Origin of the sequence: Microbacterium sp. 1.5R, from assembly GCF_001889265.1 — a bacterium.
Classification (GTDB): domain Bacteria; phylum Actinomycetota; class Actinomycetes; order Actinomycetales; family Microbacteriaceae; genus Microbacterium.
Window position 1 is genome coordinate 2,897,969 of sequence record NZ_CP018151.1, and the last position, 24,315, is coordinate 2,922,283.

The window sequence follows — 24,315 nt, forward strand, 5'->3', positions numbered from 1 at the left end:
CATCAGGCGAGGGGCTCGTTGTCGCGCATGCTGCGACGGGTCACGCGGTCGCCGGTCGCCGGGTCGACGGCGGTGCGGTCGACGGTCTCGGTGCGACGGCTGCGCATCGTGAGGATGAGGCTGATCAGGAAGACGACGACTCCTGCGCCCATGAGGATGTAGCCGATCAGATCGAGATCGACGTAGCCGCCGGTGTCGATGTTGAGTGCGAAGACCAGGATCGCTCCGATGACGAAGAGCGCGATGCCGCTGCCGATGCCCATATGTCCATTCCTCTCCGAGACCGCGTCCGCGGTCTCGCGACGACCAGAATATGGTCAACACCGATTGAGTCAATACCCGTGGACACGTCCATCATCCCGTGATATGGATGGGAACGATGACTGATCTCGAACGCCGCGTGGCGATCTTCGCCGCACTCGCCGATCAGACGCGCCTGCGCATCGTCGACCTGCTCACCCTCGGCGACCTCTCGTCGTCGGAGATCGGCACGACGCTCGACCTGAGATCGAACCTGATCGCCCACCATCTCGGCGTCCTCGAGTCCGCGCGCATCATCACGCGCACGCGCTCGGAGTTCGACAGGCGGCGCAGCTACATCGGGCTCCGCCCCGAGGTGTTCGACACGCTCGCACCGCCGAGCGTCGCTCCCCCGCGCCGGGTGCTGTTCGTGTGCACCGCGAACTCGGCACGATCGCAGCTCGCCGAGGTCATCTGGCGCGACATGAGCGCGATCGACGTGGCCTCCGCCGGCACCCAGCCCGCCTCCGCGGTGAACCCCCAGGCGCTGGCGACAGCCGAACGCCACGGGCTGATCATCGACCCGGCCCGGCCACCCCGCCACGTCGACGAGGTGCGCACCGACGACGACCTGGTGATCACGGTGTGCGACGACGCGCACGAGCGGATGCTCACGGGCGACGACCTGCACTGGTCCGTGCGGGATCCTGCCAGGGTCGGCACGGCCGCCGCCTTCGAGAGCGCCTTCGACACGCTCTGCAAGAGGATCCGCGCGCTGTCGTCGCGGCTGATCGCGGCCTGACAGCCCCGGCCCGGATGTCCCCGGCCCGTGCGACGATCTGCACGTCGACGGGAGAACACGATGCGGGGCGAAGCCACCGTGCTGCACGCCGATCTCGACGCGTTCTACGCCTCGGTCGAGCAGCGCGATGCGCCTGCTCTGCGCGGCCGGCCCGTCATCGTCGGCGGCGGCGTGGTGCTGGCGGCGAGCTATGAGGCCAAGGCCCGAGGGGTGCGCACTGCGATGGGCGGTCGCCAGGCGCTCGAGCTCTGCCCGGATGCCGTCGTCGTCCCGCCGCGCATGGAGGCGTACTCGGCGGCGAGCAAGGACGTGTTCGCGATCTTCCGCGACACGACCCCGCTCGTGGAGGGCCTCTCGATCGACGAGGCCTTTCTCGAGGTCGGTGGGCTGAGGCGCATCGTCGGCACCCCCGAAGAGGTCGCAGTGCGGCTGCGGAATCGGGTGCGCACAGAGGTCGGCCTCGCCATCTCGGTGGGCGTGGCGCGCACCAAGTTCCTCGCCAAGGTCGCCAGCGCGGTCAGCAAACCCGATGGGCTGCTCGTGGTCGAACCCGACCGGGAAGAGCAGTTCCTGCTGCCGCTGCCGGTCGAGCGCCTGTGGGGCGTCGGGGCGGTGACGGCCGAGAAGCTGCACCGCTACGGGGTGCACACGGTCGGTCAGCTGGCGGAGCTCGAAGCGGCGACGGCCGAGCGGGTGCTGGGCACAGCTGCGGGCTCGCACCTGCACGCCCTCGCCCGCCTGCGCGACCCGCGCCCGGTCGACACGACCCGGCGCCGCGGCTCGATCGGCTCGCAGCGCGCCCTCGGCTCGCGCGCCCGCACAGCGGACGAGCTCGACCTCTTCCTCACGCAGATCATCGACCGGCTCGCCCGCCGGCTCCGCGACGGCGAGCGCGTCTGCCGCACGGTCGTGCTGCGCCTTCGCTACGGGGACTTCGCCAAGGCGACCCGATCACGCTCTCTCCGGGCGCCGACCGATCGCACCGCGATCCTGCTCGACGTCGCGCGGACCCTGCTCGCCGCGGCCTGGCCCGAGATCGAGGCGCGGGGCATCACCCTCATCGGGATCTCGCTGTCGCAGCTCGACCGCGCCGAGAACGCGCCACCCGAACTGCCGATCGACTGGGGCGACGACGAACGGCTCGACACGGTGCTCGACACCCTGCGCGGTCGCTTCGGCGCGGCATCCGTCTCGCGCGCCGCTCAGCTGGGGCGCGACCCGGGGTGGTCGAGTCCGATCCTCCCCGAGCACGAGTGAGCGCTCGACGTCAGAGCTGGTCGAGCACCAGTTCGCCGCGCGAGTTCAGCTGATCCATCATGTGGGCGACCCGTTTGGGGTCGATCGCGGGCATCGTCGGGTCATCGAACTCGAGCACCAACGGGATACTGGGGTGCACCCAGATGGTCATGCGGCCGGACGATGCCTCGGGCTTCGAGAGCCAGGTCATCATGAAGCTCTCATTGCGGCGCAGCTTCGTGCCGATCACGATCTTCACGTGCGCCAGAGTGGCGTCCTCGATCTCGATCGCGGGCCGCGAGCTGTTGTACTCCAATTTCCCCATGATGAGAACTGTACGCTCAGCGGAACCGATCGGGACCGCCCCACCCTCCGACCCATGCCTCCACGTGCGGGTTCGAGCGCAGCAGATGCACGCCTTCCGCACGGACGGTCAGGGTCTCGAATCCCTCTGCCGTGCCCCATCGCGCGGCTCGCCGCAGCGCTCGTCGCGAGTGCAGCACACCGGCGGACGAGCCGGCGGAGTCGACGAGATCGACGGTGCCGACGTCACCCGCACCGAGGCCCGCGACGAGCTCGGCGATCCCTGCCGACTCGAGGACCACGACCGGGCGGTCGAGCTCCCAGAGCACCCTGGCCTCGGGCTCGTCGCCGTCGATCACGATGCGCGGGTCGTCGATGTCGAGTCCGGACGTCGCATCGAGCATCACGCGCGACCGCGGGAACGCGGTGAGGATCGAGTCCACCGCGATGAACAGCGCCTCCCGGGTGTGCGTGCCGCGCAGCCGGACGACGAGATCCGGGACCGCCGACAGCAGTCCCCGCGGAGCCGAGCCGTCGACCGGGATCGACGAGACGAGTGTCATGGTCTGGGCGTTCGCGCGCTCGAGCCCGGAATCCGTGCGCTCGGCCCACTCGGGCCCGTCGTGCCAGGCCACGGCCGTCGGCACGTGCGCCAGCACGGCGCCGGCCTGCCACATCCGATGCGCCCACTCCCAGTCCTCCCCGCCGTAGGTCGAGAACGACTCGTCGAAGCCGCCGGTCTCCTCGAACAGGCGACGCGAGCAGGCGATCACCGCGCCGATGACGAACCGGTACGAGCGGTCGTCGGCGTCGAGCAGGTCACGGCTGCGTGCGTACTCCTCGGCGAGCCAGGCCGGCTCCGGGAGCTCCCGGCCGATCACCGCCCCGGTCACGGGAGTCTCCGCATCGATGCCCGAGAAGTCGGCGTGGCGACGCCGTCCGACCGTGACCGCCTCGGGAAGCAGCGCCGGAAGACGGGTGAGCGCCCGCACGTACCCGGGTTCCGGGGCGGTGTCGGCATCCAGGAAGCAGAGCACGTCCCCGGTGCTCGCTCGTGCGCCGAGATTGCGTGCAGCGGCGAGGCGGAAGCCCCGGTCTTCCTGCCGCACGAGGGTGACCCCCGGCGGCACGAGGACATCCCCGGCGGAGCCGTCGTCGGCGACGACGATCTCGAGGAGTTCGCGCGGATAGTCCTGCGTCGACAGCGCCGACAGCGTGCGGGCGAGCTCCCCGGGCTGCTCGTAGTGGGCGACGATCACCGACACTTTCGGCAGCGTCTGCGGCCGGACCCCGTCGAGCGAGTCCCACCTGTTGCCGACGACCCACGGGCGCCGTGTCACCACGCCAGCCCGCCCCACCAGCGCACGTAGGCCTCCGCCGCGTCCGGCCACGACATCGGCAGCCGAGTGAGTCCGTGCCAGGTCCTCTCGGGTCGTTCGAACGCCGCCCGCACCGCGGTGGCGAGCTCTGATCCGTCGACGGTCTGCACGGTTCCCGGACGCAGCGCCGCCATCTCGTCCATGTAGCGATTGCGCACGGCGACGGGACGGCGCCCCCAGCCGATCCACGATGCGAGGGACCCCGACGCCGACACATGGCGATGGGCGATCACCGGCACCGACACCACGCGTCCCCGCCGGGCGATCTCCTCGTCGTCGAGCCAGCCCGTCACGTCGACCTCGACCCCGAGGGCGCCCGCGCGACGGACGAACTCCTCGAGCTCCGCGGCGTGGCCGTCGGACGCCCGGCCGAGAACCGTCATCCTCGTGATGCCCGCGGACGCGGCTGCGCGGGCCGCCTCGTCGTGTCCCTTGCCCGGGTAGAAGTAGCCGAGCACTCCGATCGACGCGTCAGCCGGCGTCCGCGGCACCTCGGGCCGCAGCTCGACGGGCAGCGGGATGCTCACCGCCGGGCCCGTCCACACCCGCTCCTCGCGCAGCAGCGCACGCTCGTGGTCGCTGTTCACCGCCACTCCACGCGCCGCCGCCGCCACCGCCGCGTACGCGGCCCGCCGCCGTGGCAGGTTGCGCTCGCCGTCCGACGCCTGCGGCACATCGTGCAGGGTGACGCTGATCGCGCGCCCGGCGGCGAGGTCTCCGAACGCCTGCGCCGCCTCCTCGGGAGAGCGCCCCCAGAGCCGGTCGGTGAAGTGCACGTGCAACGGGGCGCGGTCGTCGTCCGCATCCAGGCCGTGCGGTTCCACGGTGCGGATCGACGGGTCCGCGACGCGGACCGCATCGGCCATCTGCCGTCCGTACATGGCGACGCCGTGCGTCCCAGGGTGGACGAGCAGCAGCGGGGTGACGCTCATCGTGCTCGCCAGACGTCGAGAAGGGGCGCGAGACGGGTCACGGCGGCGTCGACGAACTCCGGGTGCGTGGCGTACCACTCGCGGTGAGCGGCACGCACCTCGGCGTCGTCGACCGCAACGCCGTCGACGATCCAGTGCGCGCGCGGCTCGTCCGCCAGCCCCCACGCGTCGACGACCTCCGGCTCCAACGGCGCGCGCACCGAGTTCAGCAGCGGGCGCCCGGGGTCGGTCGGGCCGCCCGTATGGCCGAGCATCTCGAGCATGCGGGCACCCAACGGCATCCACACCGCATCGCCCGGATGATTGACCGTGCGCATGTGATCGGCCGTGACGGAGTCGAAGAGGTCGGAGACCGCCACGTCGGCGGTCTGCTCGCGCAGGCGCAGCGTGTCGATCGACGTCTGTCCCACGGCCCGCACCTCAGCGGGCGCGAGCGCGGCGACGACGGGGATGCCCGCGGCGGCGGCGAGAGTGCGCACGTCGTGGTACGCCACGACGGGCGGATCTCCTTCGACGCCGGGAACCCGGAAGGCGGATTGAAACGGATGCAGTCCGGCGAAGCGCACCGGGGGCACGGTCATGACCCGGGCATCGGTCACCGCGGCGATCTGCTGCGTCCCCAGCGGCAGATCGCGATAGTCGTCGCGGATCGGCTGGCTCACCACGACGTCGGCGAGGCCGGCGATCTCGTGCAGGCGCGCGGCGTCGGCGGCGGTCATCTCGTGCACGGCGGGGACGCGCACGAATCGGTGCTCCGGCGCATCCATCACCACGCGCAGCGACTCGGCCTGGCAGTTGCCGAGGACGACGCCGAATCGTTCGGGAAGCGGGGTGAGCCCGTAGAACTCCGAGTAGTGCCTCTGACGCGCTAGCACCACGGAGCCGGTCGGCGCAACGCCCGTGCGCGGTTCGGGATCGTGGCTCATGATTCGAACGTACCCCCTTCGATCGCATCAGTCGTGCGCCCCCTTTGCTATGCGGTCACCCCCGTCATCGCGACCCCGCACGTCGATGCTCTGCCCGCCCACGGAGAACCACATCGTCACCGAACCCGCCCTCATCCGCGTCGCCTCGATCCCGGCCACCCATCCTTACGTGCGCGCCATCGCCGACACGGAGCGAGTGAAGGTCCTCCCCGATCCGCCCGTTCCCGGCGCAGCTGCGGGCGTCTGGTGGCCTCCGGTGGCTCTCACCCCGCAGTGGCTGGTGTCGCACGCAGATGAGTTCGATGTGCTGCACGTGCACTTCGGCCTCGAATCCTTCTCGCCCGACGAGCTGCGCGAGGCGCTCGAGACCGCGCACCGGCTCGGCCGCCCGGTCGTGTACACCGTGCACGACCTCGAGAACCCGCAGCTGGTCGACCAGGCGCCGTACCGAGAGCTGCTCGATGTGATCATCCCGTCGGCCGATCACCTGGTCACGCTCACCGCGACGGCGGCGGCCGAGATCGAACGACGGTGGCACCGCAGCAGCGAGGTGTTGGCGCACCCCACCCTGCTCGACGATGCGCCTGTGATCGGGCGCTCGGATGACGCGACCGTGCGGGTCGGCATCCACCTGCGCGACCTGCGTCCCAACATCGACGCGGAGCGTGCGGTCCGCACGGCTGTCGACGCGGCCGGGCAGCTCGCCGAGGCGGGTCGCGCCGTCGACTTCGAGATCCTGCTGAACGAGCGCACGCGGGATGGCGAGGCGGCAGCCCGCGTGGTCGCCGCCGCGGCCGACCACCCGTCGGTGCACGTGCGGCGCACCCCGCGGCTGAGCGACGCGGACATCGCCGAGTGGATCGGCGGCCTCGACCTCTTCGTCCTGCCATACCTGCACGGAACCCACTCGGGATGGGTCGAGCTCTGCCACGACCTGGGGGTCCCCGTGGCCGGGACCGAGGTGGGGCACATCGGATGGCAGCATCCCGACGACTTCTTCATCATCGGGCTCGACGACGCGCGGACGCTGGCCGAGGCCGTGTCGCGCGCGTCGGACGCGCCGCCCCGGCCGCCGATGGACACGCGCAGGTCCGAGAGGCTGGCCGAGCGGCAGGCGGTGCGCACCGCCCATGCGCGGCTGTACGCCGAGGCATGTGCGCGCGTCACCGAGGGGGTCCGCGCATGATCGGTCGCGAGCAGCTGCGGGTGCTGGTCGTGGCGCCCGAACGTCATCCTCTTCGCCAACCGCACGCGGGCGGGCTGGAGGCCGTGGTCTGGAACCGCGTGCGCTGGCTGCGCAGCCGCGGCCACCATGTGGAGCTGTGCGCGGCGGAGGGATCGGACTTCCTCGACGCCGACACCGACCTGCACCTGCCGAGTCCGCGGTGGCACCGGGCGCGGGATGCGTCCGACACCGACTTCCCCGAGGGGCACCGCCGTCTCATGACCGACGCCTTCGCGCGGGTACGCGATCGGCTCGACGCGCCGGAGACTCGCGTCGATGTCGTCGACAATCACAGCCTCCACGGCGATCCGATCCTGTGGAGCCGCGAGATCGGGGTTCCGGTCGTCACCACGCTGCATACCCCGCCCCTCGCCGACATGGTGATCGCGTCGAATGCTCTCGACGGCTCGTCGCCGCACAGGTTCCTCGCGGTCAGCCAGTACACGGCGCGCGCGTGGTCGGCCGAGGGCGTCGAGGCGTTCGTCTTCACCAACGGCGTCGACACCGCACAGTGGAGTCTGGGATCGGGCGGAGGGGACTGGGTGTGGTTCGGCCGGATCGTGCCCGAGAAGGCACCCCATCTCGCCATCGATGCCGCTCGACGCGCCGGCGCACGCCTGAAGCTCGCGGGCCGCGTCGGCGACGCCGCCTATTTCGACCGCGAGGTGCGCCCGCGTCTCGGCCGGGGCATCGACTACGTCGGCGCGCTGCGACAGCCCGAGCTCGCCGCGCTCGTCGGGGCCTCATCGGTCGCCCTCGTGACACCGGTGTGGTCGGAGCCCTTCGGGCTGGTGATGGCCGAGGCGCTCATGACCGGCACGCCCGTCGCCGCGTTCGACTCGGGAGGCACCAGTGAGGTGCTCGCCGGAATCCCCGGCACCGCCGTGGTGCCGTCCGCCGACACCGAGGCGCTCGCGCGCGCCGCGACGAACCTGGTCGCGCAGTCGCGCAGCGGACTGCGCCGACGGGATGTGCGCGACGCCGCCTCCGCGCGGCATTCGCTCGACCATCGGCATCGCGAGATCGAACGGGTCCTCACCGTCGCCGCTCAGAGCGCGATGCCCGCCCACGAGTTCGTGGAGGCGGTCGGAGCATGATCGCCTGGTACGTGCACCATCACGGGTGGGGCCACCTGACGCGGATGCAGGCGATCCGCCCGCACCTCGCCGACGAGGTCACGGTGTTCTCGAGCCTGCCTGAGCCCGAGTCCCTGGCACCGCGGACGACATGGGTTCAGCTGCCCTCCGACTCCGACCCGGTCGTCGGGGCCGACGGAGTGCGCCGAGAGGCGCACGAGCTCGGCGATGTCACCGCGAACGGCAGCCTGCACTGGGCACCCCTCGGGCATCCCGGGCATCAGGCTCGCCTCTCGGTGATCGCCGACTGGGTGGCCGTCCACCCGACCGCGGCCTTCGTCGTCGACGTCAGCGTCGAGATCACGATGCTCGCCCGCCTGATGGGCGTGCCGACGATCGTCTTCGCTCAACCGGGCGAGCGCACCGACGCCCCGCACCGGCTCGGATACGACCTCGCCGACCTCATCCTGACGCCCTGGCCGCAGGGAACCATCGAGGCGACGGCGCTCGTCGGCCGCGAGCGCGTGCGAGCGGTCGGCGGCGTGTCTCGCTATGACGGCCGAGCCCGCGTCGACACCGGCGATGAGCACCCCCGTCGCGTGCTGTTCCTCGGCCGCGCTCTCGACCGTGACGGGCTCTCCGAGACCGTCGAGCTGCTCAGAGCGGACGGGTGGGACGTCGAGAGCGCCGGCGCGAACGACGACGATCGGGTCGACGACGTCTGGCCCCTGCTGTGCCGCGCCACGGTCGTGGTGAGCGCGGCGGGCCAGAACAGCATCGCCGACCTCGCCGCCGCCGATGCCCGCGCCGTCGTGATCGCCCAGGAGAGGCCCTTCGGCGAGCAGGAGGACATGGCCCGCGTGCTCGCCGCACAGGGCTTCGCCCAGAGTCTTCCGGTCGATGCGGAGCCCTCCCAGGTCGTGGACGGCATCCGCCGAGCTGCCGAGACCGCTCCCCGGTGGCACGCGTGGCAGGTGAACGGGGCTGCCGCCCGCGCCGCGAGCGCGATCGAGGAGGTGGCGCGATGAGCGTCCGCGTCGCCGTCATCACGCCGGCTTCGGTCAACCGTCTCGACCATCTGCAGCGTCAGCGGCGGTTCCTCGACGAGGTCAGCACGCCCGGCGTCGAGATCGTCCGCATCGAGGCGTGGCTGGATGCGGACGCGCCGCCGTCACCGCCCGCAGCCCGGTTCGTGCATGTGCCGCCGGGCGACCACGGCATGCGCGTCGGCGCGGCGCGGAACGCGGCGGCCTCGCTCGCGCTCGCTCAGGACGTCGACCTGCTGGTGTTCCTCGATGTCGACTGCCTGCCGGGACCGGGACTCGTCGAGCGATATATCGGTGCCGCGCGAACGCACCCGCAGGACCTCCTCTGCGGCCCGGTGACCTATCTCCACAGTGTGCAGCGCCCGTCGACACCGCACGATCTCGGCATCCTGACCCGTCCGCACCCCGCTCGCCCGCTGCCCGCGGGCGACGCCGTCGTGGCGGCGACCGATGACGAGTTCGACCTGTTCTGGTCGCTCTCGTTCGCGGTGACCCCCGAGACCTGGACGCGTCTCGGCGGATTCGACGAGGTGTACGAGGGCTATGGCGCCGAAGACACCGACCTGGGTCGACGCGCACGGGCGCGTGGCATCGGGCTGCGCTGGGTCGGCGGCGCGCATGCCTACCACCAGTGGCATCCGGCCGGCTCTCCGCCCTGGCGCCACCTCGACGACATCCTGCGCAACGGCGCTCTGTTCGCCGAGCGATGGGGCGAGTGGCCGATGCGCGGCTGGATAGACAGCTTCATCGAGGGCGGTGCCGTGGAACCTCACGGCGACGGCTTCCGCCGCGTCGATCGCGCGAGCGCATCCCGTCGCTGAACCGCTCGACGGGAGGTTCGGATGCCGGGGAATCCGCACTACGCTCGGCAGCATGACGGCGTCTTCCCCCGATGAGCACCCGCTGCTTCGCGCGCACCGCACCCTGCGTCCGGGATTCGGCACCGAAGCGGCGGTCTACGGAACGATCCTCGTGAGCGGACTGATCGCCGTCTCGTCCGCACACGGAGAGACGTCTGCCGCGGTGCTCCTGTCGGTCGGAGTGACCGTCACCGTCTTCTGGGCGGCGCATGTCTACGCGGGTGCCGTCGCCCGGCTCGGCCGAGACGATCCCGAGCAGATGGGCGTGCGCACGGCCATCGGCCGCTCGGTGCGCCATTCACTCGGGATGCTGAGCTCGGCCGGGATCCCCGCGCTCATCCTCGTCGCCGGCACGACGCGGGTCATTCCCGACGATGCCGCGAACGACGTCGCCCTGTGGTCAGGAACCGTCATCCTGGCCTTCCTCGGCTACGTGGCCTTCCTCCGTCGGGGCAGCTCCATCCCCGTCCGCATCCTCGGGGCGCTGAGCACAGCGCTGTTCGGGGTGGCCTTCGTCGTGCTGAAGGCGTTCGTGCACTGACGTCCGGTCAGGCCGGCAGGATCACTCTGATCTGCGCGGCGACCTCGTCGACGATCTGCTCGACCGAGTGAGCGATGTTGATCGTGGCGGACATGGTCAGGAACATGACGGCCGAGACGATGCGGGCGAGCGCCGCGGCCTCGTCGGCCGAGACCCGCGTATCACGGGCGATGACGTCGGCGACCAGCTGCTCGGTCTGCCCGGTGAGGGCGAGCGCCTCACCGTGATGCGGTTCTTCGGGGTCGCCGAACACGATCTCACGCAGGTAGGTGCGGCCGTTGTCGATCTGGGTGCGGTTGCATTCGATGACCGGCCGGATCACCGCCAGCACACCCTCGAGAACACCGTCCGCGTCGGCGGCGGCGGCGCGTCCGCGCTCGAGCGCCTCGGCGTACATCGAGTTCTGCACGAGCAGCAGCAGCTCGCCCTTGGTCTTGGCGTAGAGGAAGAGCGTTCCCGTGCCGATGTCGGCGCGATCGGCGATCTCCTGCGTCGTGACGTCGTCCACCCCTCGTTCGGCGAAGAGCTCGCCGGCAGCGGTCGTGATGCGCTCGAGCTTGTCGAGCTTGTTGCGCTCACGTCGACCGAGAGGGCGGGAGTCGACAGTCATGGCGTCCTTCGGAATAAATAATGATCACGCTCAGTTCTGATCATAGTCACCAGGGCGTGGGCTCGGTCCGCCCATTCTCCCACGAGCGCCTCACCGATCCACGGTGAAGCCGTGACGGCATCCGTTCGATCCCTCCCACAGAAAGCCCACCCTCATGCCTTCTCTCTCTGGAGCAGTAGTCCTCGTCACCGGCGCGAACGGAGGGATCGGCACGCACTTCGTCCGCGAAGCCCTCGCGCGCGGCGCCTCGAAGGTCTACGCCTCCGCACGCACGCCCCGCGAGTGGGATGACGAGCGCATCGTGCCGCTCGCCCTCGACGTCACCGATCCGGCATCGATCACCGCAGCCGTCGCGGCCGCACCCGACGTCACGGTGCTCATCAACAACGCCGGCGCTTCGCCCTCGAGCCCCGGCATCCTCTCGCACAGCGACGAGGAGATCCGCGCGAACGTCGAGACCAACTTCCTCGGCCCGCTGTTCCTCGCTCGCGCCTTCGCGCCGATCCTCTCGGCCCAGCCGCAGTCGGCGCTCATCGACATCCACTCGGCCTTGAGCTGGTACGCCGTCGCCGGCATCTACAGCGCGACCAAGGCGGCGCTGTGGTCGGCGACGAACTCGCTGCGCCTCGAGCTCGCCCCGGCCGGAGTGCACGTCGTCGGGGTGCACGTCGGATACGTCGACACGGCCATGGCGGCGAACGTCACCGACCCGAAGCTCGACCCGGCCGTGCTCGTGACCAAGGTGCTGGATGCCACGGAGGCGGGCGAGTACGAGGTGCTCGCCGACGACACCTCGGTGCAGGTCAGGGCCGCCCTGAGCGCCCCGCTCCAGGCGCTCTACCCGCAGCTGGCGCGCGCCTCGGAGCAGTAGTCCACACGGCGAAGGCCCCGGGAGCGATCGGATCGCTCCCGGGGCCTTCGTGCGTCCGGATGCTCTGCAGCGATCAGGACTCAGGCTCCCCTGATCACGACCTTGCCGCGGATTCCGCCCCGGGTCAGCGACGCGATGCCGTCGGCGGCCTCCTCGAACGGGAGCACGCGACCGACGATCGGGCGGATGGCTCCCGCGTCGACGAGTTCTGCGATCTGGCGCAGCTGTTCGCCGCTCGCCCGCATGAAGAGGAACGTGTAGGCGACGCCCAGGCGCTTCGCCTGGGCCCGGACCTTGCGGCTGAGCACGGCCATGGCCAGTCGGAGCAGTGGATTGAGGCCGGCTGCGCGGGCGAACTCGGGTGTGGGCGGACCCGAGATCCCGACCGCCCTGCCTCCCGGCCGCAGGATGCGCAGCGACTTCTCGAGGTTCTCGCCGCCGAGGCTGTCGAGCACGACGTCGTATCCAGTGAGGACCTCCTCGAAGTCCTCAGACCGGTAGTCGACGACATGGTCGGCGCCGAGCATCCTCACGAAGTCGGCGTTCGCGCCGCTCGCGGTCGTCGCCACCTCCGCACCCAGGTGCTTCGCGAGCTGGATCGCGATCGATCCGACGCCGCCGGCTCCCGCATGGATCAGCACCTTGTGGCCCGGCCGCACCTCGCCGATCTCGACCAGGGCCTGCCAGGCCGTCAGCGCGACGAGCGGCAGCGACCCCGCCTCGTCCATCGTGATCGACGCGGGCTTCAGCGCCACGTCGCTCTCGTCGACCGCGATCCGCTCGGCGAAGGTCCCGATGCGACGATCGCGCGGACGCGCGTAGACCTCGTCGCCGATCGCGAAACGGCTCACGCCGGCGCCGACGCGGATGACCGTGCCCGCGACGTCATGCCCGAGGACGATCGGCAGACGGTACGGCAGGATCGCTCTGAACTCGCCGGCGCGGATCTTCTCATCCAGCTGGTTGACACCCGCCGCCTGCACGCGGACGAGCACGTCGTGCTCGCCCACGGAGGGCTCGGGCACGTCGGCCGCGTGCACGGCGGTGTCGTACTTCGAGAGGACGAAAGCTCTCATGGGTGATCTCCGGAATCCGTTGCAGAATAACGACTGAACTCTATTATGAGCGCACTCAGTTTTATTGTCAACGGTGAGATGCTCTCAGTCGAGTCGAGAGGACAGCTCCTCGATGATCTGCGCGACCTCGCGTCGCGCATCCGCCAACCGTTCGATCTCCGCGTCGAGGCCGGCGAGCGCGGTGTCGGACGATCCGTGACGGCGTGCGATCTGCAGGTTCGCCCGGATGTTCAGCGACGCCCCCGACAATCCGGCGCCCAGGGCCTCTGCGGCGACGGCGAGATCAACGGCGATGTGCGGGTTGCCCGCCTCGACGAGCACCCGCACGTCGCGCAGCATCCGCACGCCGATGCCACCGACCTGCGCCGCGGACTCGGCCGCCTCGACGGCCGCCTCGCGGACGCGCTCGTCGCGGGACGGGTCGTCGCTCGGCAGTGCGAGGGCAGCCCCGAAGCGTGCCGAGACGACGCCGTCCGCCTCGACCGCCCGCAGCGCCTCGACGCGTCGCCCGGCGAGCGGATCGAGGCGCTCCGACGCTCGAGGGTCGTCATCGGAATACCCGCCCACCATGCTCATCAGCGAGGCGGCGATCGCGAGCATCACTCCCGACGCGGCGCCTCCCCCGGGAGAACCGGTCGGACGACTCAGCGCGTCGAACCAGTCGTCCATCGGGGTGGATGCGGGGATGTCGGCGGAGTCCTCCATGACCGTCACCCTACGAGCTACGACCAGAGCAGCGGGAGCAGCGACACCACGAGACCCACGAACCCGACGCCGGCGAACACGATCCCGAGGGTGAGGACGACGCGGCGTGCGTGCGGGGGCTCCCCCACCCGTGCGTGGGAGGGGTTGTTCGCGCTGACCACTCCGTCGGCCCAGCCTGCCTCCGCCGTCGCCGATTCCTGCCGGCTCAGCGGTCGCTCGTGGAAATCTCCGCCGGCGAACCAGCGGGCGAGCAACGCCCCGTCGCGCTCGATGACGGCGATCTCTGCGGGCAGCCACGGCCCCTCGATCGTCCGGATGAGGACGCCGATCAGCAGCATCGGCAGACCGAGCCCGAGGCCGACCCACGACAGCACCTCGCCGACGAGCGCGAGGGTGTCGAGCATCTGCATGATCTCATCGTAGAGAGTTCGGTTAACCCTCGTCGGCCTCTGACGCAAGGCCCTCGGCACACTCGCTTCGATCGCATAGCGTCGGCCACACGAGAGGGAGGAGCGCACAATGAGCACGAACATCGAGATCGACGGCCGGAATTTCGTGCTGCGTGACGATCGCCCTCTGAGGCAGGTGATGGACGAGATCGAGGCCGCCGCATCCGCAGCGCCGACCTTCATCACCCTGTCGGGCGACGACCGCAGCATCAGCGTGCTCATCCGCCCCACGACGCGCGTGGTGATCTCGGTCGAGAAGGCCGCGCACGTCGATACGACCGGACGCATCGAACCGGACCACGCCTCCTGGGACCTCCCGTTCGAAGACTGGGAGATGTGACGTGCAGGAGCTGTGGCTCGTCAGGCACGGAGAGAGCGTCGGCAACGTCGCCGCGACAGCCGCGGAGACCGCCCGCGCCGAGGTGATCGACCTCGCGACCCGAGACGCCGATGTGCCGTTGTCGACCACCGGTGCCGAGCAGGCGCGAGCGCTGGCGGCCGCGTTGCACGGCGGCCCTGTCACGCCCCAGGTCGCCTGGTTGTCGCCGTACGTGCGGGCCCAGCAGACGTTCGCGCTCAGCATGGAGGGCGTGGAGGGCGTCGCCGGCGTCGAGCGGGTGCTCACCGACGAACGGCTGCGCGACAGAGAGCTCGGCATCCTCGATCTGCTGACCCGGTGGGGCGTCGCCGCCCGGCATCCCGAAGAGGCCGACCGTCGGGCGCGACTGGGCAAGTACTACCACCGGCCGCCCGGAGGAGAGTCGTGGGCCGATGTGTCCCTGCGCCTGCGGTCGTTCCTGCGAGACGCACTGGCCGACGACGCCCGCGTCGGTCTCGTCGTCGCGCATGACGCGGTCGTGATGCTGCTGGTCGCACTGCTGACCGGGATGGACGAGACGCGCCTCATGCAGTTCGCCTCGACGAACCCGGTGCTCAACGCCTCGGTGACGCGGCTGCGCCTGGACGGCCGGCAGTGGCAGCTCGAGGACTTCTCCGACGTGCGCCACCTCGCGCAGCTGGGCGCCGACATCACCGTGCACCCGGGAAGCCCCGATGTCGGCCCGGGATGAGCCGACGCGGGTGACGCCGCAGCTGCTGCAGGAGTGGGGTCTGCCCGACCCCGGCGACTCGAAGAAGTCCCGCGGCACGGCGGTGATCATCGGCGGCTCGTCTCTCTCGGCCGGCGCGGTCGTGCTGGGCGGGGAGGCCATGCTGCGCGTCGGAGCGGGCAAGGTCGCGGTCACGACCGACGCCTCGGTCGCGGATGTCGTGCGGATCGCGTTCCCCGAGGCCGGGGTCTACGAATCGCCCGGTCCGGGCGAACCGATGACCGACGACCTGCGCAGCGCCTGCGAAGGAGCGGATGCGGTGCTGGTCGGGCCCGGGCTGGACGACCCCGAGGATGCCCTCGGGTGGCTGCGGCGGCTGGCGGGCCACGACATCTCCTGCCTCGTGGTCGACGCCTTCGCCGTCGGTGCACTGCGCGACGTGCCGCGCTCGGATCTTCCGGCGTGCCTGATCGTCAACGCCAATCTCGACGAGGCCGAGCTCCTGCTGGGCCGCCCCGTCGACGACCTCTTCTCGGAGCTGCCGGGACTCGCTCAGGAGCTCGACGCCGTGATCCACTGCTACTCCGCCGTGGTCTCACCCTCGGGCACCGCATGGCGACTCGACGACGGCGGCCCCGGCCTCGGCACGGCCGGATCGGGCGACGTCGTCGCGGGCGCCATCACCGGCTTCGCCGCCCGAGGACTCACCCCGGAACGCGCCGCCGTCTGGGGAGCATGGGCGCACGCCCGCGCAGGAGACCGACTCGCCGAGCGGATGGGTCTCGGCTACCTCGCCCGCGAGCTGGTGCGCGAACTCCCCGCCGCCGTGCTCGACGCCGACGGGGCTCGAGGCGGCGTCGACTGACGGCGTCACCACGGCTGGGTCCCGTCGACCGGATGCTCAGGCGAGAAGACCGCTCATCTGCTTCGCGATCATCCTCGTCGCGAACTTCGGGTTGAGGCGTGAGAGGCGGTCCATCGCGGCGGCATCCGAACCGATCGTGGCGCGGAACCGATCCTTCACTATCGCGTCGACGATCACGCGGCCCGCCTCCTGCGGCGTCGTCGTCTTGTAGGCGCTGCTCTCCGCCGTCGCGTCCCCTCCGAGATCGACTCCGGAATTCGCAGCGATGCCGGTGCTGATCGCGCCGGGGAAGATCACCGTGACATGCACGTTCGTCTCGAGCAGCTCGGCATAGAGCGCCTCGGTAAGGAGCTTCACCGCGGCCTTGGATGCCCCGTAGACCGCCTGACCGGGCACCGGGGCGTACGAACCCATGCTCGCGACATTCAGGAGGGACGCCTCAGGCCGGGCGAGCAGGTGCGGAAGGAAAGCCTTGCAGACGTTCATGACGCCCCAGAAGTTCACATTCATGACCTTCTCGATCTCCGAGAACGGCAGTTCGTTCACCGTGACGAACTTCTGGATCACCCCCGCGATGTTCGCGACGCCGTCGACCTGTCCGTGAGCCGCGATCACAGCGTCGGGAAGCGCGTCGATCGCATTCCGGTCGGTGATGTTCACCGCGTGCTGAGTGAATCGCGTGCCGACAGCCGCGAGTGCTGCGGTCGCTTCGAGGCCTGCGGCGTTCAGGTCGACGCCGGCGACCGAGGCGCCACCGGCAAGCAGACGCAGCGTCACCTCGCGTCCGATGCCGTTTCCTGCGCCCGTGACGACGAAGACCTTGCCTGAGATGTCCATGGTTTCCTTCTGGGTGGGTCGGGCCGCGATCAGCGCGACTCGGAGGAGATGTCCGCAAGGATGCGATCGAGGGTACGGGTGATCGAGATCGTCGTCGCCGCGTCATGCCAGGGATGCTCACGCAGACCGGATGCGATCGCCGCGGTCACTGCCTCGAGCATCGGGCCGTAGCCGTTGCCGACCCGCGGATGCCGCAGCTGCTCCGGCTCGCGGAAGATACGCTCCGCCGACCCTGCATGAACTCGGGCGTCGCTGCCCGCCCAGAACATGGGATCGAGCGTGAGCCAGCCGCGCTCGCCGCTGATCGCCGCCGAGAGATCAAGGAAGTCCACTCCTGACCATGCGAGCTGCGCGAAGGCGCCGTCGGCGCGCTCGAGCGTGGCATGCCCCGCGAGATCCACCCCCTCAGAGAGGACTCCTCGCGCCTGCACTACGTCGGGCGCACCGAGGAACCAATGGGCCAGCGTGACCGGGTAGATCCCCCTGTCGCGCAGGATGCTGCCGCCGTCCTCGGGCCGGACCTTGCCCGGGCGAGGGAAGAAGGGCGTGCCGAAGCCGGCCCTGACGTTGCGGACAGCGCCGAGCTCTCCCCCGGTGATGCGTTCGATGACCTCGACGTGCAGCGGGTTGAACCGCATCCACATCGCTTCCATGAGGAAGACATCGGCCGCCGAGGCGCGCGCGAAGAGCATCTCCGCGTCGACGGCCGAGGTCGCGATCGGCTTCTCGACGAGCACATGCCTACCCGCGTCGAGGGCCTCGAGCGTGATCGCAGTATGCGTGACGGCAGGGGTGGCGATGTAGACGATGTCGACGTCGTCGCGAGCGAACAGCGCTGCCCGATCGTCGGTCGACGACGGGATGCCGTGCCGCGTCGCGAAGTCCGCCGCGCGGTCTGTGGTTCGCCCCCAGACAGCGGTGATCTCCCCGCCGATGGCGAGCAGATCGGAGACGAGGCGATCGGAGATGTCCCCGGTGCCGACGATGCCCCACCTAGGCATCGACGGCCTTCCGCTCGCGGATCGGTGCCACCGTGAGGGTCGCGAGGGCGACGAGCACGAGCGCGGCTCCCCAGACGAGCTGATAGCCGCCGGTCGCCGAGACGACGATCGCGGCGAGCGCCGGCGCCAGCGCCTGTCCGAGGTTCATGGCGACGATGGCGAGCCCGAGATCTCGGCCCGCGCGCGCGGGATCCGGGAGCACGTCGATGAACATCGCGTTGTCGACCGGCAGGTAGATGCCGAAGGCGAGTCCCGTGATGATCACCTGGGCGAAGAGCGCGGGAAGCGTGGGCGAGATCAGCGGGACCGCCATGGACACCGCCATGAGCATGGACGCGACGACGATGAAGGGCTTGCGACGACCGACGCGATCGGAGAGTCGACCTGAGATCGCCACGGCGATGAGCGTAAAGGGGATGCCCGCGAGCCCGAGGATCGGGACCATCGCCGATGCCTCGGCGGCACTGAGCGCCGGGGAGATGTAGCTCTGCAGCATGTAGAGGTTGAGGACCGTCGACGTGCTGTAGCCGAAGAAGAAGAGCACCCGGGAGATCCACAGCCACCGGTAATTGCGGGCCCTGAGAGCGCTCGCGTAGCCGAGCAGGAAGGGCTTCCAGGCGAAGGACTCGCGCTCGACATCGACGGACGATGCGTCACGGTTCCGCGTGACGAAGAGAACCGTCGCGATCGCCACGAGCAGACCGAGGATCAGATAGAAGTCCAGGCCGACGAGTCCGAACAGCGCGCCGGCGCCGATGCCGCCGAGGATGCCGCCGATGATCGCCCCCATGCTGGTCCATGACGTCACGCGGCCGCGTCGGTCGCGCGGCACTCTGTCGGCGACCGTGGCCTGCAGCGGGTTGCCAGCGACGTTCAACGCGAGCTCGGTGGCAGACCACAGCACGACGAGCACGACGAGCGAAGGCGCGTAGCGGACGGCGACGAGCAGGACGGCGCCGATCAGTCCGGCGTAGAGGATCCAGGGAGCCCGGCGCCCCAGTCGGGAGCGCGTGCGATCGGACAGCACCCCGATGACCGGCTGCAGGATCATCACGATGATGGCGCTGGTCGTCGTGACCAACGCGAGCCCGTTCGCTCGGGCCGCCTCGAAGTCCGAGAGCAGAGCGAGCTGTCGTGCCTGGTCCGCGTCAGGCGTGATGTCGCCGGCGGCCACGGCTCGCCCGAGTTCGGTGAGGGCCTGCAGATCGACGCCGGCGTCTGCCCCGCTGAAGAAGGACCCGAACTCGATCATCTGGATCTGGTTCGGCATGAGGATGCCGTTGGTCGCCGCCCACACCGCCGAGACCGCGAGCGAGAGCAGCAGATACCACCGGATGTAGCGGGACAGCGGCTTCTTCGCGTCGTAGTGCACGCCGATGTTCGAGGTCCACCGCGCTTCTTCGCCGGTGGGATGGGTCATCTGCTCGCTCATACCCGCAGCCTCTGTGCATTCTTCATCGAAGGACTCCAGACCGCCTCGCTCTCGAGACGGTTCCATCAAAGCAGGATTCTGCCGATTCGGCAACCGATTGCCACTACGGGATGCAGAATCGTTGCAGTCAGCGGCGTCCGCTCAGGTTCGCGCCGCGTGGCCCGTGCTCTCCCGCACCACCAGCGTCGTCGCCAGCGGGTCGTCGCTCACCGGCTCGCTCGCGTCGCCGAGGGCTTGGAGCACCTTGCCGACCGCGCGCTCGCCCGCGAGCTGCAGCTGGGCCCGCACTGTCGTCAGCGCGGGGACGATGAGCTCGCTGCCGAAGATGTCGTCGAAGCCCGCGATGCTCAGGTCGTCGGGCACGACGATGCCAGCGGCCGCGGAGGCCTGGATCAGACCGATCGCCATGAGGTCGTTGAAGGCGATCACCGCGGTCGCCCGCGACGCCTGCACGCGCCGCAGAGCCTCGCGACCACCCTCGATCGTGGGCATGAGCGGCCCGATCTCGACGACGGCGATGCCGCGGGCCTCGGCCGCATCGAGCATCGACTCCCACCGCCTGCGACTGATCCACGACGTCTCGGGGCCCGAGAGGTAGGCGATCGAGCGGTGTCCGAGGTCGGCGAGATGGGCGACGAGGTCGGAGACGCCCTGCTCCACCGCGGGAAGCACGCCGACGACGCCGTCGACCTGCCGGTTGATGAGGATGACCGGCTTGCGCTCGGAGATCCGGCTGATCCGGTCGTCTGAGAGACGCGTGGTGGCCAGGATCAGCCCGTCGACGCTCGGCAGCAGCCGTGAGACCGCCTCGGCCTCCGCTTCACCGGACTCCTGCGACTCGGCGATCACGAGCGTGTACCCGGCGGCGGCTGCCGTGTGCTCCGCACCTCGGACGATGCCGAAGATCACGGGGTTGGTGATGTCCGCGACCATCAGCCCGATGGTGTGGCTGCGCCCGGTCGGCAGCGCGCGCGCCATCGGATTGAACTGGAAGTCCAGGCGGTCGGCGGCGAGACGGATCCGCTCCTCCGTCTTCTTGCTGATCCGCCCGGGCTTGCTGAGCGCACGCGACACCGTCGACGGATTCACGCCGGCGAGCTCCGCGATGTCGTAGATGGTCGCGGCGCCGCCGCGCCGCCTGATGCGCTCCGCGAGTTCGCCGGGCAGATCGTCGTCCATGGTTCCTCCCAGCTCCCAGCGTGTCATGTCGGGCGCGATTCGAGCCATTCGACGGCGGCGCGGGCGAGTTCCGTGGGGTGTCGACCGACATCGACGACCATCCCGACCTCGTCCGCGTCGAGCATCTCGAGGGTGTCGAGCTGAGATCGGAGGAGCGAAGGAGGCATGAAGTGATCGGTCCGGCCCGCCGCGCGCTCCGCGAGCAGCGCATCACTGCCGTGCAGGTGCACGAACACGACGCCCGGCACTCGCCCGCGTATCCGATCCCGATAGACGCGCCGAAGCGCCGAGCACGCGATCACCGCTCCCGTTGCCGATCGCGCGGCGAGCTCGTCGCTCACACGGTCGAGCCACGGCATCCGGTCATCGTCCGTCAGCGGCATGCCGGCAGTCATCTTGGCCCGATTGGATGCGGGATGCAGGTCGTCCGCATCGAGGAACTCGGCGCCCAGGTTCGTCGCGATCAGCCGCCCCACGGTCGACTTGCCCGCGGCAGACACCCCCATCACCACGATCGGGGGCGATGCGTGTGCGCTCACCAGTCGTGGACGGTGCCGTCGAGCAGCCGGTTGTAGGGCAGGTAGGCCTGCTCGTACGGGTACTTGCCCGCCTCGTCGACGTCGAGGTCGACACCCAGACCGGGCTTGTCGCCGGGGTGCAGGTAGCCGTCGGTCCAGGTGAACGACTGCTGGAACACCTGGTCGGTGCGCGACCCGTGCTGCATGTACTCCTGGATGCCGAAGTTGTGGATCGCGAGACCGAGGTGCATCGCCGCCGCCATGCCCACCGGCGAGATGTCGGTCGGCCCGTGCATGCCCGACTTGATCTGGTACATCGCCGCGTAGTCGAGAGTCTTCTTCAGGGCGCTGATGCCACCCATGTGGGTGACGGCTCCACGCACGTAGTCGATGAGCTGATCGCGGATGATGTCCTTGAAATCCCAGACCGTGTTGAAGATCTCGCCGATCGCCAGCGGCGTCGTGGTGTGCTGGCGCACGAGGCGCAGCGCCTCCTGGTTCTCGGCCGGAGTGCAGTCCTCGAGCCAGAACAGGTCGTAGGGCTCGAGGTCCTTGCCGAGGCGTGCGGCCTGGATCGGCGTCATCCGGTGGTGGCCGTCGTGCAGCAGCGGGATGTCAGGGCCGAACTCGTTGCGCACGGCTTCGAAGACACCCGGCAGGTGATTCAGGTAGGCGCGCGTGTCCCAGTCCTCCTCTACGGGCTTCGCGCCTCGACGCGCCGGCTCGTGGTCGTACCGGACGCTGGCATCGCCGACGTCCGCACCTTGCGCGGCGATGCCGTAGATCGCCTTGAGGGTCGGCACCCCGGTCTGCACCCGGATCGCCTTATATCCCTGTGCCTGATGCGCGCGGATCGAGTCGAACAGCTCGGGCAGCTCCTTGCCGGACGCGTGACCGTAGGCCATCAAGCCCTTCCGACTGGCTCCGCCGAGCAGCTGGTACACGGGAAGCCCGGCAACCTTGCCCTTGATGTCCCACAGCGCCATGTCGACGGCTGCGATGGCCGCCATCGTCACGGGTCCGCGACGCCAATATGCGCTGCGGTACAGGAACTGCCAGGTGTCTTCGATGCGAGACTCGTCGGCGCCGATCAGCAACGGCACCACGTGCTCGGTGAGGTAGGCGACGACCGCGAGCTCACGCCCGTTCAGCGTCGCATCACCGAGTCCGGTCACGCCGTCTGCGGTCGTGATCTTGAGCGTGACGAAGTTGCGGTCGGGACTCGTGACGATGACGTCGGCCCTGTCGATGGTCATGTGCTTCTCCTCTGCGTGAAGGCGGTAGGTCAGGCGTCCGCGCCGGGCTTGCGTCCGTCGAGCCCACGCCAGCGCTGGCGCAGAGCGAATGCGGCGGACTTCGGCCGGCGCTCGCGGGTGAAGATGCCCTTCTTGTTGCCACCGACGCGGTGCAGGCCGTTGGTCGTGGCGAAGTCGGCGAAGTTCCAGATCTGCTCACCGACGAACTGCGGGAAGCGATCGAAGACACGGTGGTACATCGCGAGCAGGTCGGTCTGGTACTCCTCGGTCCACACCTGGTCCCACACCGAATGCAGGCCCGGCATCGTGTCGGCGCCGTACTCGAGCATCATGATCGGCTTGCCCGTGCGGTCGATCCAGCCCTGGATGTCGCCCTGCAGATACATCTCGGCCGTCGCGAGGTCGCCCGCGTTGATGTACCACCCGTAGTAGCGGTTGAGGCTCACGACGTCGAACAGGTCGATGATCTGGTCGTTCTTGAAGGTCGCGAACATGACCATCGAATAGGTGATCGGGCGCGTCGGGTCGAGCTCGCGCACCAGGTCCACCAGCGGCTCGAAGTACTCGCGTGCACCGTCTTCGTTCGAGGCGGGCTCGTTGGCGATGCACCACAGCACGACGGACGGGTGGTTCTTGTCGCGTCCGATCAGCTCACGCAGGTGCTGCGCGTGCGCCGCGTGCGTCTCCGCCCCGGCATACTGCTCCGAGAAGGTGGGGAACGGCGGGGTGCCGCTCAGTCCGCCCACGACACCCATGTTGAGCCCCACGGCCGCGGTCTCGTCGATGACCAGGATGCCGTGGCGGTCGGCGAAGTCCAGCACGTCCTCGGCGTAGGGGTAGTGCGAGGTGCGGAACGAGTTGGCGCCCGTCCACTCCATCAGCTGGAAGTCGTGCACCATGTAGGCGTCATCGTGACCCTTGCCACGGACGAACGTGTCTTCGTGCTTGCCGAATCCGGTGAAGTAGAACGGCTCGCCGTTCACGAGGAACTCCTCGCCTCGCACCGCGACCGTTCGCACACCGACTGCCACGGAGTACGTGTCGAGCACGTCGTCTCCGTCGACGGCCTCGACCGTCAGCTCGTAGAGGTACGCGGCGCCCGGCTTCCAGAGCACGACGTCGGCGATCTCGAGACGGCCCTCCGGGCCGGACGACGTCGCCACGACACTGCCCGCGGCATCCGCCAGGCTCACCCGCACGGCGGCATCGCCGACGGTCTCGACGCGGTAGTCGACGAATCCGGTCGAGCCCTCGAACGTCGTCACGACCGTGACGTCGTCGACGTGCACCTGCGGCAGCGAGTACAGCGACACCGACCGGGCGAGGCCCGCGTAGTTGTAGAAGTCGTGGAAGTAGGTCTGGGTCTTGGCACCGGTCATGCCGACCTCGATCTTGCCCGGCGGGATCGTGGTGTTGCTGAGGTCGGGGCTGACCGCGACCGTGAGCCGGAACGCGGTGCCCGGCTTCACGACATCGGTGACGTCGATGTCGAACGGCGTGTACCCGCCGACGTGTCCACCGACGAGCTGGTCGTCGACGTATACCTTCGCCGAGTGCGTGGCGGCGTCGAAACGCAGGAGGATCCGCTCCCCCGCCCAGCCGCGCGGCACCTGCACCGACCGCTGGTAGTAGACCCAGCCAACGTGGTCGCGGATCGCCGGATCGGTGAAGAGGTCGTTGTAGCTCGCCGGAACGGCTGCTTCGAGAGGCGTGTCGAGAGTGGCGAGCCAGGGCTCCTCCGGGAGGCGGGAGTCGATCCCGAACTTCCAGACTCCGTCGAGCTTGACGAGGTCACGGGTCGCGGTGGCGATGGGCTTGAGCATCAAGGGCCTTTCGTGCGCTTCTTTGCGTTCTTGGTTTCAGTACAGCAGAGTTCGGAAGAAATGGCAACCGATTGCCAT

Annotated in this window: 27 protein-coding genes; 11 read left to right on the forward strand and 16 right to left on the reverse strand. The window is 69.7% G+C overall.

What is annotated here, in order from left to right; translation table 11 throughout:
• Positions 1 to 2: 2 nt before the first annotated feature.
• Positions 3 to 263 carry a DUF6458 family protein gene (locus BMW26_RS13960; RefSeq protein WP_053097641.1) on the reverse strand — a complete coding sequence of 87 codons (261 nt, stop codon included), beginning with the start codon at positions 261 to 263 and terminating at the stop codon, positions 3 to 5.
• Positions 264 to 379: 116 nt separating this feature from the next.
• On the opposite strand from BMW26_RS13960, the gene BMW26_RS13965 reads away from it, so the two are divergent.
• Together BMW26_RS13965 and dinB are read left to right on the forward strand one after the other, a co-directional pair.
• Positions 380 to 1,042: an arsenate reductase/protein-tyrosine-phosphatase family protein gene (locus BMW26_RS13965; RefSeq protein ID WP_332257619.1), complete on the forward strand. Its 663-nt coding sequence runs from the start codon at positions 380 to 382 to the stop codon at positions 1,040 to 1,042.
• 60 nt (positions 1,043 to 1,102) lie between these two features.
• Complete coding sequence (gene dinB / locus BMW26_RS13970) at positions 1,103 to 2,299, forward strand: DNA polymerase IV (RefSeq protein ID WP_072591766.1); 1,197 nt, start codon at positions 1,103 to 1,105, stop codon at positions 2,297 to 2,299.
• Between the two features lie 10 nt (positions 2,300 to 2,309).
• On the opposite strand, the gene BMW26_RS13975 is transcribed toward dinB, so the two are convergent.
• Genes BMW26_RS13975 through BMW26_RS13990 form a run of 4 tightly spaced genes read right to left on the reverse strand, consistent with a single transcriptional unit; the run spans position 2,310 to position 5,818 of the window.
• Positions 2,310 to 2,603 (reverse strand): DUF7882 family protein, encoded by a 294-nt coding sequence (locus BMW26_RS13975; RefSeq protein ID WP_053097644.1) that lies wholly within the window; start codon positions 2,601 to 2,603, stop codon positions 2,310 to 2,312.
• Between the two features lie 16 nt (positions 2,604 to 2,619).
• On the reverse strand, positions 2,620 to 3,924 hold the full coding sequence (locus tag BMW26_RS13980) for a glycosyltransferase family 2 protein (RefSeq protein WP_072591767.1): 1,305 nt from the start codon (positions 3,922 to 3,924) through the stop codon (positions 2,620 to 2,622).
• The gene (locus tag BMW26_RS13985; protein WP_072591768.1) at positions 3,918 to 4,892 is read right to left on the reverse strand and encodes a hypothetical protein; all 975 of its coding nucleotides are present in this window, start codon (positions 4,890 to 4,892) and stop codon (positions 3,918 to 3,920) included. The genes BMW26_RS13980 and BMW26_RS13985 overlap by 7 nt, the downstream gene beginning before the upstream one ends.
• A complete protein-coding gene (locus BMW26_RS13990; RefSeq protein WP_072591769.1) occupies positions 4,889 to 5,818 on the reverse strand; it encodes a WcbI family polysaccharide biosynthesis putative acetyltransferase in 930 nt (309 codons plus the stop codon). Before BMW26_RS13990 ends, BMW26_RS13985 begins: the two co-directional genes overlap by 4 nt.
• Positions 5,819 to 5,903: 85 nt before the next feature.
• Between BMW26_RS13990 and BMW26_RS13995 the strand changes: the two genes are divergently transcribed.
• Genes BMW26_RS13995 through BMW26_RS14015 form a run of 5 tightly spaced genes read left to right on the forward strand, consistent with a single transcriptional unit; the run spans position 5,904 to position 10,566 of the window.
• Positions 5,904 to 7,004, forward strand: a complete 1,101-nt coding sequence (locus BMW26_RS13995) for a glycosyltransferase (protein WP_072591770.1) — start codon at positions 5,904 to 5,906, stop codon at positions 7,002 to 7,004.
• On the forward strand, positions 7,001 to 8,140 hold the full coding sequence (locus BMW26_RS14000) for a glycosyltransferase (protein ID WP_072591771.1): 1,140 nt from the start codon (positions 7,001 to 7,003) through the stop codon (positions 8,138 to 8,140). Before BMW26_RS13995 ends, BMW26_RS14000 begins: the two co-directional genes overlap by 4 nt.
• Positions 8,137 to 9,147, forward strand: coding sequence for a glycosyltransferase (locus BMW26_RS14005; RefSeq protein ID WP_072591772.1), 1,011 nt, complete (start codon positions 8,137 to 8,139; stop codon positions 9,145 to 9,147). The genes BMW26_RS14000 and BMW26_RS14005 overlap by 4 nt, the downstream gene beginning before the upstream one ends.
• A complete protein-coding gene (locus tag BMW26_RS14010; RefSeq protein ID WP_056279528.1) occupies positions 9,144 to 9,986 on the forward strand; it encodes a galactosyltransferase-related protein in 843 nt (280 codons plus the stop codon). The genes BMW26_RS14005 and BMW26_RS14010 overlap by 4 nt, the downstream gene beginning before the upstream one ends.
• A 52-nt stretch (positions 9,987 to 10,038) precedes the next feature.
• The gene (locus tag BMW26_RS14015) at positions 10,039 to 10,566 is read left to right on the forward strand and encodes a hypothetical protein (protein WP_083569462.1); all 528 of its coding nucleotides are present in this window, start codon (positions 10,039 to 10,041) and stop codon (positions 10,564 to 10,566) included.
• A 7-nt stretch (positions 10,567 to 10,573) separates the two neighbouring features.
• Here the strand turns inward: BMW26_RS14015 and BMW26_RS14020 are convergent, their stop codons facing one another.
• Positions 10,574 to 11,176, reverse strand: a complete 603-nt coding sequence (locus BMW26_RS14020; RefSeq protein ID WP_053097652.1) for a TetR/AcrR family transcriptional regulator — start codon at positions 11,174 to 11,176, stop codon at positions 10,574 to 10,576.
• 154 nt (positions 11,177 to 11,330) lie between these two features.
• On the opposite strand from BMW26_RS14020, the gene BMW26_RS14025 reads away from it, so the two are divergent.
• On the forward strand, positions 11,331 to 12,047 hold the full coding sequence (locus BMW26_RS14025; protein WP_072591773.1) for an SDR family oxidoreductase: 717 nt from the start codon (positions 11,331 to 11,333) through the stop codon (positions 12,045 to 12,047).
• A gap of 80 nt (positions 12,048 to 12,127) precedes the next feature.
• On the opposite strand, the gene BMW26_RS14030 is transcribed toward BMW26_RS14025, so the two are convergent.
• The 3 genes from BMW26_RS14030 to BMW26_RS14040 form a co-directional block, all read right to left on the reverse strand.
• On the reverse strand, positions 12,128 to 13,123 hold the full coding sequence (locus BMW26_RS14030) for an NADP-dependent oxidoreductase (protein WP_072591774.1): 996 nt from the start codon (positions 13,121 to 13,123) through the stop codon (positions 12,128 to 12,130).
• Between the two features lie 84 nt (positions 13,124 to 13,207).
• Positions 13,208 to 13,828: a cyclodeaminase/cyclohydrolase family protein gene (locus BMW26_RS14035; protein WP_072591775.1), complete on the reverse strand. Its 621-nt coding sequence runs from the start codon at positions 13,826 to 13,828 to the stop codon at positions 13,208 to 13,210.
• Positions 13,829 to 13,845: 17 nt separating this feature from the next.
• The gene (locus tag BMW26_RS14040) at positions 13,846 to 14,238 is read right to left on the reverse strand and encodes a hypothetical protein (RefSeq protein ID WP_053097656.1); all 393 of its coding nucleotides are present in this window, start codon (positions 14,236 to 14,238) and stop codon (positions 13,846 to 13,848) included.
• A gap of 109 nt (positions 14,239 to 14,347) precedes the next feature.
• Between BMW26_RS14040 and BMW26_RS14045 the strand changes: the two genes are divergently transcribed.
• From BMW26_RS14045 to BMW26_RS14055, 3 genes are read left to right on the forward strand one after another with little or no spacing between them, the layout of a single operon-like run.
• On the forward strand, positions 14,348 to 14,617 hold the full coding sequence (locus tag BMW26_RS14045; RefSeq protein ID WP_053097657.1) for a hypothetical protein: 270 nt from the start codon (positions 14,348 to 14,350) through the stop codon (positions 14,615 to 14,617).
• Position 14,618: 1 nt separating this feature from the next.
• Entirely contained in the window at positions 14,619 to 15,347 is a 729-nt protein-coding gene (locus BMW26_RS14050; RefSeq protein WP_072591776.1) for a histidine phosphatase family protein, read from the forward strand.
• Positions 15,331 to 16,191, forward strand: coding sequence for an ADP-dependent NAD(P)H-hydrate dehydratase (locus tag BMW26_RS14055; RefSeq protein ID WP_072591777.1), 861 nt, complete (start codon positions 15,331 to 15,333; stop codon positions 16,189 to 16,191). The genes BMW26_RS14050 and BMW26_RS14055 overlap by 17 nt, the downstream gene beginning before the upstream one ends.
• A gap of 36 nt (positions 16,192 to 16,227) precedes the next feature.
• On the opposite strand, the gene BMW26_RS14060 is transcribed toward BMW26_RS14055, so the two are convergent.
• The 7 genes from BMW26_RS14060 to uidA form a co-directional block, all read right to left on the reverse strand.
• Positions 16,228 to 17,028 (reverse strand): SDR family NAD(P)-dependent oxidoreductase, encoded by an 801-nt coding sequence (locus tag BMW26_RS14060; protein WP_072591778.1) that lies wholly within the window; start codon positions 17,026 to 17,028, stop codon positions 16,228 to 16,230.
• Positions 17,029 to 17,057: 29 nt separating this feature from the next.
• Positions 17,058 to 18,029 carry a Gfo/Idh/MocA family protein gene (locus BMW26_RS14065; RefSeq protein ID WP_072591779.1) on the reverse strand — a complete coding sequence of 324 codons (972 nt, stop codon included), beginning with the start codon at positions 18,027 to 18,029 and terminating at the stop codon, positions 17,058 to 17,060.
• Complete coding sequence (locus BMW26_RS14070; protein WP_198032326.1) at positions 18,022 to 19,461, reverse strand: MFS transporter; 1,440 nt, start codon at positions 19,459 to 19,461, stop codon at positions 18,022 to 18,024. Before BMW26_RS14070 ends, BMW26_RS14065 begins: the two co-directional genes overlap by 8 nt.
• Before the next feature lie 141 nt (positions 19,462 to 19,602).
• On the reverse strand, positions 19,603 to 20,667 hold the full coding sequence (locus BMW26_RS14075) for a LacI family DNA-binding transcriptional regulator (RefSeq protein WP_083569463.1): 1,065 nt from the start codon (positions 20,665 to 20,667) through the stop codon (positions 19,603 to 19,605).
• Positions 20,664 to 21,179, reverse strand: coding sequence for a gluconokinase (locus tag BMW26_RS14080; RefSeq protein ID WP_232224474.1), 516 nt, complete (start codon positions 21,177 to 21,179; stop codon positions 20,664 to 20,666). The genes BMW26_RS14075 and BMW26_RS14080 overlap by 4 nt, the downstream gene beginning before the upstream one ends.
• Positions 21,176 to 22,414, reverse strand: a complete 1,239-nt coding sequence (manD, locus tag BMW26_RS14085; protein ID WP_072591781.1) for a D-mannonate dehydratase ManD — start codon at positions 22,412 to 22,414, stop codon at positions 21,176 to 21,178. The genes BMW26_RS14080 and manD overlap by 4 nt, the downstream gene beginning before the upstream one ends.
• 29 nt (positions 22,415 to 22,443) lie before the next feature.
• The gene (gene uidA, locus BMW26_RS14090; RefSeq protein WP_072591782.1) at positions 22,444 to 24,237 is read right to left on the reverse strand and encodes a beta-glucuronidase; all 1,794 of its coding nucleotides are present in this window, start codon (positions 24,235 to 24,237) and stop codon (positions 22,444 to 22,446) included.
• Between the last annotated feature and the right edge of the window lie 78 nt (positions 24,238 to 24,315).

Excerpts from the sequence above, each read along its gene's own strand:
- BMW26_RS14075 (WP_083569463.1), bottom strand. The coding sequence starts at position 20,667 with ATGACACGCTGGGAGCTGGGAGGAACCATGGACGACGATCTGCCCGGC.
- BMW26_RS14005 (WP_072591772.1), top strand. The coding sequence starts at position 8,137 with ATGATCGCCTGGTACGTGCACCATCACGGGTGGGGCCACCTGACGCGG.
- BMW26_RS14030 (WP_072591774.1), bottom strand. The coding sequence starts at position 13,123 with ATGAGAGCTTTCGTCCTCTCGAAGTACGACACCGCCGTGCACGCGGCC.
- uidA (WP_072591782.1), bottom strand. The coding sequence starts at position 24,237 with ATGCTCAAGCCCATCGCCACCGCGACCCGTGACCTCGTCAAGCTCGAC.
- BMW26_RS14045 (WP_053097657.1), top strand. The coding sequence starts at position 14,348 with ATGAGCACGAACATCGAGATCGACGGCCGGAATTTCGTGCTGCGTGAC.
- BMW26_RS14065 (WP_072591779.1), bottom strand. The coding sequence starts at position 18,029 with ATGCCTAGGTGGGGCATCGTCGGCACCGGGGACATCTCCGATCGCCTC.
- BMW26_RS14035 (WP_072591775.1), bottom strand. The coding sequence starts at position 13,828 with ATGGAGGACTCCGCCGACATCCCCGCATCCACCCCGATGGACGACTGG.
- BMW26_RS13975 (WP_053097644.1), bottom strand. The coding sequence starts at position 2,603 with ATGGGGAAATTGGAGTACAACAGCTCGCGGCCCGCGATCGAGATCGAG.
- BMW26_RS14070 (WP_198032326.1), bottom strand. The coding sequence starts at position 19,461 with ATGAGCGAGCAGATGACCCATCCCACCGGCGAAGAAGCGCGGTGGACC.
- BMW26_RS14000 (WP_072591771.1), top strand. The coding sequence starts at position 7,001 with ATGATCGGTCGCGAGCAGCTGCGGGTGCTGGTCGTGGCGCCCGAACGT.
- BMW26_RS13960 (WP_053097641.1), bottom strand. The coding sequence starts at position 263 with ATGGGCATCGGCAGCGGCATCGCGCTCTTCGTCATCGGAGCGATCCTG.
- BMW26_RS14060 (WP_072591778.1), bottom strand. The coding sequence starts at position 17,028 with ATGGACATCTCAGGCAAGGTCTTCGTCGTCACGGGCGCAGGAAACGGC.
- BMW26_RS14040 (WP_053097656.1), bottom strand. The coding sequence starts at position 14,238 with ATGCAGATGCTCGACACCCTCGCGCTCGTCGGCGAGGTGCTGTCGTGG.
- BMW26_RS13990 (WP_072591769.1), bottom strand. The coding sequence starts at position 5,818 with ATGAGCCACGATCCCGAACCGCGCACGGGCGTTGCGCCGACCGGCTCC.
- BMW26_RS13995 (WP_072591770.1), top strand. The coding sequence starts at position 5,904 with ATGCTCTGCCCGCCCACGGAGAACCACATCGTCACCGAACCCGCCCTC.
- BMW26_RS14025 (WP_072591773.1), top strand. The coding sequence starts at position 11,331 with ATGCCTTCTCTCTCTGGAGCAGTAGTCCTCGTCACCGGCGCGAACGGA.
- BMW26_RS13985 (WP_072591768.1), bottom strand. The coding sequence starts at position 4,892 with ATGAGCGTCACCCCGCTGCTGCTCGTCCACCCTGGGACGCACGGCGTC.
- manD (WP_072591781.1), bottom strand. The coding sequence starts at position 22,414 with ATGACCATCGACAGGGCCGACGTCATCGTCACGAGTCCCGACCGCAAC.
- BMW26_RS13965 (WP_332257619.1), top strand. The coding sequence starts at position 380 with ATGACTGATCTCGAACGCCGCGTGGCGATCTTCGCCGCACTCGCCGAT.
- BMW26_RS14015 (WP_083569462.1), top strand. The coding sequence starts at position 10,039 with ATGACGGCGTCTTCCCCCGATGAGCACCCGCTGCTTCGCGCGCACCGC.
- BMW26_RS14055 (WP_072591777.1), top strand. The coding sequence starts at position 15,331 with ATGTCGGCCCGGGATGAGCCGACGCGGGTGACGCCGCAGCTGCTGCAG.
- BMW26_RS14020 (WP_053097652.1), bottom strand. The coding sequence starts at position 11,176 with ATGACTGTCGACTCCCGCCCTCTCGGTCGACGTGAGCGCAACAAGCTC.
- dinB (WP_072591766.1), top strand. The coding sequence starts at position 1,103 with ATGCGGGGCGAAGCCACCGTGCTGCACGCCGATCTCGACGCGTTCTAC.
- BMW26_RS14010 (WP_056279528.1), top strand. The coding sequence starts at position 9,144 with ATGAGCGTCCGCGTCGCCGTCATCACGCCGGCTTCGGTCAACCGTCTC.